Here is an 11,612-nt window from a genome sequence, read left to right on the forward strand (position 1 = left end):
GTTTGCGACAATGCTGCTCAAGGATGAAGTTGGAATGCTGCAACGCGTTCCCTTGTTTTCTGGCATCGAGTTGACAAAGCTCAAACTGCTTGCGTTCACATCCGATCGCGTGAGCTACAGCGCCGGCCAGATCCTTTTCCGGCAGGGCGACGAGGGAGATGCCGCCTATGTCATCCTTTCAGGCAGCGCGGATATTCTGGTCGATTCCGACAGCGGACCGATAAAAGTTGCCGAAATGGCCCCAAATTCGATTGTTGGCGAGATCGCCATACTGTGCAACAGCTCCCGCACTGCAACCGTCAGAGCGGCAAGTGAGCTGGAAGCCTTAAGAATCCGCAAGGATCATTTCCTGAGGCTTATGAAGGAGTCCCCGGAAATGACCATTGAGATATTGAGGGTTCTTGCCGATCGCCTAAGCCATACCACCGCGGATCTGATCGACGCACGAAGCGCCAAATAGCAACTGACGTGCGGTCGATCCTCCCCGTCGTGACAGCACTGGCCTTTTGCTGAGAAGGTCACTGGAGGAACCTGTCTCGCCTCTTGTTTGGACGCAAATTCCGGACGGAAAACCGGTTCACACTTTTCCTGGAATTGCTCTAGCAGCAGTTGTTTGGCTACGATGAGCGACGGGAACCGCGAAGGGGCTACCATGGACGACGTTTTCCTGGTCAGGTTTTGGGGTGTGCGCGGCAGCATTCCGGTATCGGGGCCAGAATTCTCTCGCTATGGCGGCAACACAAGCTGCATTGAGTTGCGATGTGGTAAGCATACGCTTCTGTTCGACGCGGGCTCTGGCCTGCGGCCTGCCGGCGGCGCGCTTCGGACGTCGGGCGTGACCGATTTCGACCTCTTTTTCACCCATTGCCACTACGATCACATTATCGGGCTGCCGTTCTTTGCGCCGATCTACGACCGGAGCGTCAAGGTTACGCTTTGGTCCGGGCATCTTGCAGGACGCATGACGACCCGGCAGATGGTCGATGAGTTCATGCGGCCGCCGTGGTTTCCGGTGAAATTGGAGATCTGCAAGGCAAGCCTCGACTGCCACGATTTCGTATCCGGAGACGTGCTTCGGCCGCGCGAAGGGGTGGTGGTCCGAACTGGCAGTCTTATCCATCCGGGCGGCTGCATAGGCTACCGGGTCGAATGGGGCGGTCGTGTCGTGGCGGTGATCACAGACACTGAGCACGAGCCGGACAAACTCGATCGCGCGGTGCTCGGCCTGATCGAAGATGCCGACCTGGTCATTTACGATTGCACCTACACCGAGGAGGAAATGAAACGCCGCCGCGGCAACGGGCACTCCACATGGCAACAGGGCGTCAAGCTCTGTGAGGCGGCCGGTGCGCGAGGGCTTGCGCTGTTTCACCACGATGCGACACGCACCGATGAGGAACTGGACGAGATCGAGAAACTGGCCAAAGACAGGTTTGCCGGCGCTTTTGCCGCGCGGGATGGCCAGACGCTCGAATTTCCAGTCTCATTGCACAAAAAGCGCTGAGCTATTTTTCCTCTACCGCGCTGCGCCCGATCAATGTCCTGATTGGAAGCCATGCGCAGGAGTCAGTCTGTGCGGTGACTGTGAACAGCCGTTCGAGGAAAAGCCAGGCCGATTCATCATGTACGAGATGGTGGGTGAGCAGGCCGACCGGTTCGTCGTCGAATGCATGCTGCAAGTGCGCGATGATAGCCTGGACCAATAGGCCATGATCGCGGCAGCCGCGCGTGCCATGCCAATCCATGATGTCGACATTGCTGTTGATGACCGCCAGTGAAGCCGGCTTCGGCGGCCCATAGACCGACAATGCCGCAAATCCTATCGATCCAAGGTCGGATACCAAACCGGCGTCGATCCTGTTCCAGGGGGGCACCAGCATCGGAACGGTGCGCGCGCCGTGCAGGCCGGTTACGTGCGACAGCCCGCCAGCCAGTTCATCGAGCACCGCCTCGCGTGGCCGATGGGCGCCGAGTTCTTGCTTTTTGTGACCCTCGGGCGCATGATTTCGGTGCACCCAGCCATGGATGGCGACCGTGGCATGCGGCGCCTCGTCAAGCCGGGCGACAAGCTTCTCATCAGTGAGGGCCGGAATGACGGCCAGAGTGACCGGAACCGCGAATTCACCGGTGAGGTCGAGCAGTCGATCAAGCGCGGGTGTCGGATCCACGGCATCATCGTCGCGCAGCCAGAACTCTGTCTTACGACCCGCCCGTTGCCGGCCCGCCAGTTCTTCCACCAAGGGCTGCCAGATCCGATCGGATGTCATGAAACGAAGACCTTCGGAAGAAGCTCGGCCAGACGCGCCGCTGCAACGCCGAGGGAACGCTCCTCGAGGATGAAACGTCTGGCTTCCGCGGCCATGATGGTTCTTTCGTCGTTACGGACCAGAAGCCTTTCAATGGCGGAAGCGAACGCCGCCACATCGCGCGGCGGGGTGAGAAACCCGGTCTGGCCATCTCGCACGACTTCCGGCACGCCGGCGATGTCCTGAGCCACCACCGGAAGGCCGGCGGCCTGTGCTTCAAGATAGGCAACGCCATAGGCCTCGCCATGACCCGGCCAGACGTAAATTCCTCCACCATAGAGGACATCCGGCACGGCGGCTGGCTCAATCGCGCCAAGCCATTCGATACGGTCGGCGGGCAAGCCGGCGAATTGCGCCTTGACCTCGTCACGGGCGGGCCCGTCGCCGACGACCGACATGGTCCAGGGCAGGTGGCCGATCACACCGAGCGCTTGCGCCAGCATGCGATAGCTTTCGACTTTGTCGCCCGGGCGCATCATGGCAACGGTAACGAGGCGCGTCGGACAACCTCGTGCCGGCATTTCGCGGAATGCCGATGTGTCGATAAAGGGCGACAGCATATCAAGAGCGACGTCGGGTATCGCATCTGCCAGTCCCTGACGGTCCCTTTGCGTGAAGCAGATGTTCAGCGCCGCCTGTTCGACGGCGCGCACCACCAACTCTTGCGTATCGGCCCACAAACCGGCATTGCGCCGGCTCGAATAGGAAGCTTCCGCCGTCACATATGGGACAGCAAAGGTCGACGCCAGCTCGGGCCCGATCAGATCGGGCGCTTTGTAATAGGGATGATAGCAGAACCATAGATCGGGCTTGCCGTCACGATCCCAAAGCCTGGTCAGCCGCGCGGCTTCCCCTCGGGCCTCTATCTTGAGCGCATCGAAACTTTTCGGCTCCGGTTCGCGTAGATAGAAGCGCAATTCGGATGCCAGTTCGACGCTGTGTCCTCCATGCTCCAGCGCCTTGACTAGCGTGCGTGCCATCTGGCGGTCGCCGGAGGCAACGGAATGATTGGGTGACTTCAGCGGCGCGTAGAAGGCAATTCGCATCGCTCGACCCTATCATCGGAAAGCATGCGCAAGTCAATTTAAAGGCATGATCGACTTCACCTTCAAGCAGTGGAATGTGCTATCTGATGCTCATGGAAACAGCTGCCGCGTCCGACCCGTTTGTCGCTTCTCTGCCGGTCTTCGCAAAGTTCGAAAGCGTTGCCGATATCGACAACTATCGGCCTCTCCCCGATGGCTGGGCGCTGGCCACCGCCGACATCGTCGGCTCGACCAAGGCGATCGAGGCTGGGCACTATAAAACCGTCAATATGGCCGGCGCCAGCGTCATTTCGGCGCTGCTCAATGCGCTGGGCCGGCAAGATCTGCCCTTTGTCTTCGGCGGCGACGGCGCGCTCGTCGCGTTTCCCGGCTCGGCGCTGGAGATCACCCGCAACGCGCTGGCGGCTGTCCAGAGATGGGTGGCGGACGAACTGGGCCTAACCCTGCGTGCCGCGATCGTGCCGATAAAGGATATTCGAGCGCAAGGCCTCGACGTTCGCGTGGCGAGATTCCAGGCCTCCGATGCGGTCTTCTATGCCATGTTCGCCGGCGGTGGCGGCAGTTGGGCGGAAGCCGAGATGAAAGCGGGGCGCTACCGCATCGATCCTGCGCCGGCAGGCGCTCGGCCGGACCTGACCGGCCTCTCCTGCCGCTGGAACCCGATCGAGACCCGGCATGGCGAAATCGTCTCGATCATAGCCATACCGGGGGCGTCGCGCGACCTGCGCGGTTTTCAGTTTCTGGCATCCGACATCATCGCCCTTGCCGGCAGGCAGGAACGCGATGGCCACCCGGTGCCGGTGAACGGGCCGGGCTACAGCTTGCTGCCCGCCGGCCTGGATATCGAGGCGCGGGCCACGGCGCCGGCAGGACGGCGGTGGCTGTCGAAGCTGTGGATAGTGTTCCTGATGACGCTTACGGCCGTCGCCGATAGATATGGCTGGACGATCGGCAGTTTCGATCCGAAGATCTACAAGCGCGACGTGGCCAGCAATTCGGATTTCCGGAAATTCGACGACGGTTTGAAGATGACCATCGATGTTGACACGGATTTGTTGCAACGGATCGAGAACCGGCTGAAACAGGCGGAAGAGGCGGGCATCTGCAACTATGGCCTGCACCGCCAGAAATCGGCCTTGATGACATGCCTCGTCGCCTCGCCTCTGCAACGCGATCACGTTCATTTCATAGATGGTGCCGCCGGCGGCTATGCGATGGCTGCCGCAAGCTTGAGGGCAAAGTTGCCGGTCTGATGACGGCTTGCGAGAATCCATTTTCCGCAATATGCCTCGGCCATGGTTCCTGGGACCATGGTAAGCCGCGCCATGGGAGCGGCCAGCCTATCCGAATTAACGGGAAAGCAGATTTTGGACGCTTCACGATCGGCATATGACCGTCTGCTGAACCGTATCTCGACACACGCCGCGCAAGTCGGCGTGATCGGATTGGGCTATGTCGGGTTGCCGCTGGCAATTGCGGTCGCACGCGCCGGCTTCCCGGTTTTCGGTTTCGACATTGAAGCCCAGAAGGTCGAGAGCCTGAACAACGGCCAATCCTACATTGAGGCGGTGACGTCGACAGCCGTTGCCGGCCACGTGGCGAGTGGACGGTTCCGCGCCACCGCGGATTTTGCCGAATTGTCCATCTGCGATATCATCATCATCTGCGTTCCGACACCGCTGACGAAAAACCGTGAGCCGGACCTCTCCTTTGTCAGGAACACCGCAGGCACCATCGCAAAGCATCTGCGTCTCGGCCACCTCATCGTGCTGGAATCTACTACCTATCCCGGTACCACCGACGACGTGGTCAAGCCCCTACTGGAAGAAACCGGCTTGCAGTCGAAGATAGACTTCTTCCTCGGCTTCTCGCCCGAACGCGAGGATCCCGGCAATCGCAACTTTGAAGTCGCGACGATCCCCAAGGTCGTGGCGGGTGACGGCATTGAAGCGGCGACGCTCGTGCAGGCTTTCTACCAAGGCGTGGTCAAAACCGTCGTTCCGGTTTCCACCATGGCGACCGCCGAGGCAGTCAAGCTGACGGAAAACATCTTCCGTTCGGTCAACATAGCCCTCGTCAACGAATTGAAGATCGTGCTCGGCGCGATGGGCATCGACATCTGGGAGGTGATCGAGGCGGCCAAGAGCAAGCCCTTCGGCTACATGCCTTTCTATCCTGGCCCCGGATTGGGCGGGCACTGCGTTCCGATCGATCCCTTCTACCTGACGTGGAAGGCGCGCGAATACGAACTGCCGACCCGCTTCATCGAGCTGGCGGCGGAGATCAACACTGCCATGCCACGTCATGTGGTCGATGAACTGGCGAAAGCGCTGGACCGGCGCTGCGGCAAGGCGCTCAGCCGCTCGCGCATTCTCATCATCGGGCTCGCCTATAAGAAGAATGTGCCCGACATACGCGAAAGCCCCTCATTGCGGCTCATTGAACTCATCGAGGAATGGGGCGGCAAGGCGGAATTCCACGATCCGCATGTTGCCGAGATACCGACCACACGGGAGCATATGGCGATCAAGGGGCGCCGCTCGGTCGAATTGACCGAGGCGGCCTTGAAGGATTTCGATGCTGTCGTCGTTGCAACCGACCATGACGCGATCGACTATCGGACAATCGCTGATCACGCCCTTCTGATTGTCGATACACGCAATGTTTTTGGCCGTCTCGGGCTCCTCCGAGAGACGGTGGTGAAGGCCTGACGGCGTCCCAGCCCGGCGAATTTTCTGCCCGATGTCAGGATCGTGATTGCACTCCGCCCGCAGCTTCGCCACATAACGCCACAAGACATGAATGCAGTTGAGCCTGTTCCTTGGTTGCAAGGACAGTTATTGGGGATTTCGCCGTTCTGCCGCCGAAGCCGGCCTGGTTGACTTTGGGGTATCTTTGGGTCGCTGGCGGACTGTGTTATGGCGGATCGAAGGATAACGGCTCCGTCTTCGACGGGTTTCGAGGTGGTATGAGCACGGCACAAGCAGAAATTTCCACAATTCTCATGGATAGGGTTGCCGATTGGCTGACACAGTCGGCGCTGGCGGGCAACGAGCTGGAAACCTTGGTAAAGGGGTTTTGCGAACGGCTGGCTGCTGCCGGCGTGCCGCTGAAGCGGGTGCATTTGAGCTTTTCGATGCTTCATCCGCTTTATGACGCGCTTGGCTTCACCTGGCTTCGCGGCCAAGGCATGGAAGTGGAAGGCTTCCGCAAAAAGGACGGCGTTCATTCTGACAGATTCCTGACCAGCCCATACTACCATCTGCTCAGCAACAAGCTCGACCATCTGCGGCGTCGGCTCGACCCGTCGGTCCCGTCGGAATTTCCTGTTTTCGATGAGCTCAGGCTTATGGGCGTGACCGATTACATGGCTTTCGTCCATCCTTTCAACGGCAATACCAGTCAGGGCATGATCGGGTCCTGGTCCACCGACAGTGCTTCAGGTTTCACCGACAGCATGATTTCGGCGCTGCTGCGTATCCAAAACCATCTCGCCATCGCAACCAAAATGGCGGTGCTCACCAAGCTGGCCGACAACATGATGACCACCTATCTCGGCGGCGACGCCGGCAGACGCGTGCTGGACGGCCAGATCAAGCGCGGCGAGGGCGACACAATCCGGGCCGCACTGGTCATGGCCGATATGCGCGGGTCGACAAGGCTTGCCGAAACTTCCGGCCGCGAAATCTACATCGATACGCTGAACCAGTTTTTCGATGCCATTGCTGCGCCCTTCAATCGCAATGGCGGGCAGATCATGAGTTTCATAGGGGATGGCTTCATTGCCGTCTACCCTTGCGAAAGGCATCGCTCGCAGTCCGAAATCGCCTGCCAGTCTGCTCTGGCGGCAGCGCACAAGGCCACTGCGCGCATGGTGGATCTCAATCTGCGAAGGAAGGAAAAGGGGTTGTCCGACATAAAATTTGGCATCGGCCTGCATGTCGGCAACGTGATGTTCGGCAATGTCGGGCTTACCGACCGGCTCACATTCTCTGTCTTCGGCTCGGCTGTAAACGAGGTCCAGCGCCTCCAGACCCTGACCAAGAAATATCCGCACCGCGTTCTCGCCAGCAAAGACTTCGCCAGCTATTGCGGCGCCAACAGCTGGCTGACGCTCGGCAACGAGGAACTGGCGGGGATCAAGCAGAAGCTGACGGTGCTTTCACCCGATCTGTCGGGCGCTCTCGCACTCGATGAAGACGGTGCGCTGGAGTCGATTTACGACCGGAGATCGGAGGCCGAGCAGGTCATGCTGCTTCATCGCGATGCCGCACGGCTGTCGGCGGGCGACCCGAGGAAGCTCCAGTAGCGCGCCCCAATCTGATCCGAACGCCTTTGGTAATCAGTCCGGTCGCCGGATTCGCCACTGGCGACCGTTTCGAATCCAAGTTGCTCTAGGCTGGCAATGCGCTAGTCTCGCTTTCTGGGTCTGCCGCCCGGTAGGCCGGCAGGAGTGGGCTGGTGTGAGAATGAATTCGGGCGTTGATCTACTTCGGGTCGAAGACGTTGGCATCTCTTTTGCCATTATCGGAGGACCGTTGCATGCCGTCAGGCGGGCAAATCTTCGCGTCCTTCCCGGCAAGGTTACCGCGCTTGTGGGCGAGTCCGGTTCCGGAAAATCGGTTCTTAGCCAGGCAGTAATGGGCATTTTGCCGAACACAGCCCATGTTCGTGGCCGTATCCTATTTTCCGATCCTGAAAAGCCCGGCACGACGCAGGATATCCTGCAGATGCCGCGTGATGGACCCGAAATCCGGGCGTTGAGAGGCAGCCGCATCGGCAAGATCTTTCAGGAGCCCATGACATCGCTGTCGCCGCTGCACACGATCGGCAACCAGGTCAGCGAATCCCTGCAGATTCATACGCCCACGGCTCGGGCGGAGCGCAAGGCGCGGACCGAGGAAATGCTCAGCCTTGTCGGCTTTCCCAATCCCAAGCGCGCCTATGACATGTATCCGTTTGAACTTTCGGGAGGATTGCGTCAGCGCGCCATGATCGCCATGGCGCTTATCTGCCGGCCCGCCCTTTTGATCGCCGACGAGCCGACGACGGCGTTGGACGTCACCATCCAGGCGCAAATCCTGCAATTGCTGCGCGAGCTTCAGACGAAGCTGAACATGGCGATGCTGCTGATCACGCACGACCTCGGCGTAGTCGCCAACGTCGCCGACGAGGTGGTGGTCATGTACCATGGCGAGATCATGGAAGCGGGACCTGTGGAGGCGATATTCCGCCGGCCGGGCCACCCTTACCTGAGGGGCCTGATGGCAGCCGTTCCGCATTTCGACCTGAAGCCCGGCGAAAGGCTAAAGGCGCTCCGCGAGGTGCCGGTGAATGTCGGGAACCTGCTCGGCAAGCAGACGGCGCCGGCATCGAAGGGGCCGGACGACCTCCTGCTGTCGGTCAGGGATCTGACAAAGACCTTTACGATCCGCAAGTCCGGTTGGTTCGGCGGAGATCATCAAACTTCTGTTCGCGCCGTGGACGGCGTGAGCTTTGATATCAGGCGGGGTGAGTGCCTGGGTCTGGTCGGCGAAAGCGGCTCCGGCAAAACCACCGTCAGCAAGATCCTCATGCGGGCTGTCACCCCTAGCGGCGGCTCTGTGATCTTCAATGGCCGCGATGGTCCGATCGACATCTTGGAAGCCGAGGGAGACGCCCTGCGCATGCTGCGCGCGAAAATCCAGATGGTCTTCCAGGATCCGGTTTCGTCGCTTTCACCCCGCATGACGGTGGAGAACATTTTGAGCGAGCCGCTGGAAATCCATCGACGTGGCAATGCCGCGTCCCGACTAGCCACGGTCAAGAGCCTGATGCAGGCAATCGGGCTCGACCCGCGCTTCATAAAGCGTTATCCGCATAGTTTCTCCGGCGGGCAGCGTCAGCGTATCGGCATCGCGCGCGCGTTGGCACTGGGGCCTGAACTCCTGATCTGCGACGAGCCGGTTTCGGCACTCGATGTCTCTGTCCAGGCGCAGATCCTGAACCTTCTGAAGGACCTGCAGAAGGAACTGGGCCTGACCTACCTGTTCATATCCCACAACCTGGCGGTCGTGGACTACATGGCAGACCGCATCGCGGTGATGTGCGGCGGGCGTATCGTCGAGCTCGCGCCGCGCGAAATTCTGCTTAGGAAACCGGTCCACCCCTACACGCGCTCACTGGTCGCCGCAGTACCTTTCCCCGATCTCGACAGGCCGATGGATTTCAAGACGCTGACACTCAGCGGCGCTTCCGACACCAGCGCATGGGCACCGCAATTCCGCGACGAGGGCGACGAGGACGTGCTGTCGCCGCTCGATCTTGGCGGCGGCCACCTCGTGCTGGCCCGACGTTCGGCCGATGTCAGCGAGCTACGCCATTGATCAGCCGTCGCACCGTCCTTGGACTCATGGCTTCGGCATTTCTGCCGGGCACGGTGTGCGCCGGCGATCTGGAGCCGGAATTTCTTGAGCCGCAGCTGAAGGCCAGGGCGCTGCCGGCACTCGCCGAACGCCTGCCCAAGCGCCCGCGCGCGTTGAATCTCGCTTCGATGGGCCGGCAGCCCGGCCAATACGGCGGCACGCTGCGCACGATCATCGGCAGCCAGAAAGATATCCGGATGATGACGATCTACGGCTACGCTCGCCTGGTCGGCTATGACGAAAAGCTTAACCTGCAAGCCGACATTCTCGAAAGTTTCGATGTAGCGGATGATCGTGTCTTCACTTTTAAGATGCGGGAAGGACATAAATGGTCTGACGGCAGCCTGTTGACGTCGGAGGATTTTCGCTATTGCTGGGAAGATGTCTGGCTGAACGATGAGCTTTCGCAAGGCGGGCTCGCCCCGGCCCTGATGGCGGACGGCAAGCCGCCACGCTTCGAGATCGTCGATCCGTTGACGGTCCGCTACAGTTGGGATGCACCCAATCCCGACTTCCTGCCCAAGCTCGCCGCTGCTTCGCCCCTATCGCTTGTTCTGCCGGCCGCCTATCTCAAGCAGTTCCACAAGAAATACCAGGATCCATTCCGGCTCGCCGGCCTAATGAAGGAGAACCGGGCCCAGAAATGGACGCTCTTGCATATCCGCATGTCGCGGCAGTATCGCCCGGAGAACCCGGAACTGCCGACGCTCGATCCCTGGCAGAACCGGACCAAGCCGCCGGCTGAGCAGTTCGTCTTCGAGCGGAACCCGTTCTTTCATCGAATAGACGAGAATGGCCGGCAACTGCCCTATGTCGACCGGATTGTCATGAGTGTCAGCTCGTCGGCGATCATTTCCGCCAAGACCGGTGCGGGCGAGAGCGACCTGCAAGGCATGGGAATTGACTTCACCGATTACTCCTTCCTGAAGGATGCGGAGAAGCGCTACCCGGTGAAGATGCATCTCTGGAAACGCACACAAGGTTCGCGGCTGGCGCTGCTGCCCAATCTGAATTGTGCCGACCAGGTGTGGCGTGGCCTTTTTCGTGACGTGCGCGTGCGCCGCGCACTTTCGCTCGCTGTGGACAGACGCGAGATCAATTTGGCTGTGTTCTACGGACTGGCGCAGGAAAGTGCCGATACGGTCCTGCCGGAGAGCCCGCTCTACCGGCCGGAATTCGCGAAAGCCTGGGTCGCCCATGATCCCGACCAGGCCAATGCCCTGCTCGACGAGGTCGGGCTTCAGGCGCGTGACGATGACGGCCTGCGGATACTTCCCGACGGACGCCCGGCGCAGCTCGTAGTGGAAACGGCCGGCGAAAGCACGCTGGAAACCGACGCGCTCGAGCTCATCACCGATCACTGGCGCAAGATCGGCATCGCCCTGTTCATCCGGACTTCGCAGCGCGACATTTTCCGCAGCCGCGCGCTTGGTGGCCAGATCATGATGTCGATGTGGTCGGGCATCGACAATGGCGTGCCGACCGCCGACATGAACCCCTACCAACTGGCCCCCACCGTCGATGACCAGTTGCAATGGCCGCTCTGGGGTGCTCACTACTTGTCCCGTGGCAAGGTCGGCGAAGCGCCCGATCTTCCGCCCGTGGTCGAGTTGATGGCTTTGCTCAAGCGCTGGAACGCATCGACCGAAGCCACGGAGCGCGCCGAGATCTGGAATTCAATGCTGTCGATTTATACCGATCAGGTATTTTCGATCGGCACGGTAAACGGAACGCATCAGCCGGTTCTGGCATCCTCGCGGCTGCGCAATCTGCCTGACAAGGCGCTCTACGGCTACGACCCGACCGCCTATTTCGGTGTCTATATGCCGGATACATTCTGGCTTGGAGAGTCCTGA

9 protein-coding genes are annotated in these 11,612 nt (G+C 60.3%); 7 read left to right on the forward strand and 2 right to left on the reverse strand.

What is annotated here, in order from left to right; genetic code table 11:
* The first annotated feature begins 10 nt into the window (after positions 1 to 10).
* Together NKH03_RS19765 and NKH03_RS19770 are read left to right on the forward strand one after the other, a co-directional pair.
* The gene (locus tag NKH03_RS19765) at positions 11 to 460 is read left to right on the forward strand and encodes a cyclic nucleotide-binding domain-containing protein (protein WP_352863176.1); all 450 of its coding nucleotides are present in this window, start codon (positions 11 to 13) and stop codon (positions 458 to 460) included.
* Positions 461 to 652: 192 nt separating this feature from the next.
* On the forward strand, positions 653 to 1,504 hold the full coding sequence (locus NKH03_RS19770; protein WP_352969955.1) for an MBL fold metallo-hydrolase: 852 nt from the start codon (positions 653 to 655) through the stop codon (positions 1,502 to 1,504).
* A 1-nt stretch (position 1,505) separates the two neighbouring features.
* Here NKH03_RS19770 and NKH03_RS19775 read toward each other — a convergent pair whose 3' ends face one another.
* Entirely contained in the window at positions 1,506 to 2,267 is a 762-nt protein-coding gene (locus NKH03_RS19775) for a polysaccharide deacetylase family protein (RefSeq protein WP_352969956.1), read from the reverse strand.
* Positions 2,264 to 3,352 carry a glycosyltransferase family 4 protein gene (locus NKH03_RS19780; protein WP_352969958.1) on the reverse strand — a complete coding sequence of 363 codons (1,089 nt, stop codon included), beginning with the start codon at positions 3,350 to 3,352 and terminating at the stop codon, positions 2,264 to 2,266. The genes NKH03_RS19775 and NKH03_RS19780 overlap by 4 nt, the downstream gene beginning before the upstream one ends.
* 92 nt (positions 3,353 to 3,444) lie before the next feature.
* Between NKH03_RS19780 and NKH03_RS19785 the strand changes: the two genes are divergently transcribed.
* From NKH03_RS19785 to NKH03_RS19805, 5 genes are all read left to right on the forward strand, one after another.
* Complete coding sequence (locus NKH03_RS19785; RefSeq protein WP_352970001.1) at positions 3,445 to 4,605, forward strand: DUF3095 domain-containing protein; 1,161 nt, start codon at positions 3,445 to 3,447, stop codon at positions 4,603 to 4,605.
* A gap of 114 nt (positions 4,606 to 4,719) precedes the next feature.
* The gene (locus NKH03_RS19790; RefSeq protein WP_502913534.1) at positions 4,720 to 6,063 is read left to right on the forward strand and encodes a nucleotide sugar dehydrogenase; all 1,344 of its coding nucleotides are present in this window, start codon (positions 4,720 to 4,722) and stop codon (positions 6,061 to 6,063) included.
* Positions 6,064 to 6,320: 257 nt separating this feature from the next.
* Positions 6,321 to 7,661: an adenylate/guanylate cyclase domain-containing protein gene (locus tag NKH03_RS19795; RefSeq protein WP_352969960.1), complete on the forward strand. Its 1,341-nt coding sequence runs from the start codon at positions 6,321 to 6,323 to the stop codon at positions 7,659 to 7,661.
* A gap of 160 nt (positions 7,662 to 7,821) precedes the next feature.
* Positions 7,822 to 9,717: an ABC transporter ATP-binding protein gene (locus tag NKH03_RS19800; RefSeq protein WP_352970002.1), complete on the forward strand. Its 1,896-nt coding sequence runs from the start codon at positions 7,822 to 7,824 to the stop codon at positions 9,715 to 9,717.
* 26 nt (positions 9,718 to 9,743) lie between these two features.
* On the forward strand, positions 9,744 to 11,612 hold the full coding sequence (locus tag NKH03_RS19805; protein ID WP_502913535.1) for an ABC transporter substrate-binding protein: 1,869 nt from the start codon (positions 9,744 to 9,746) through the stop codon (positions 11,610 to 11,612).

The organism is Mesorhizobium sp. M1406 (assembly GCF_040317555.1).
GTDB lineage: Bacteria > Pseudomonadota > Alphaproteobacteria > Rhizobiales > Rhizobiaceae > Mesorhizobium.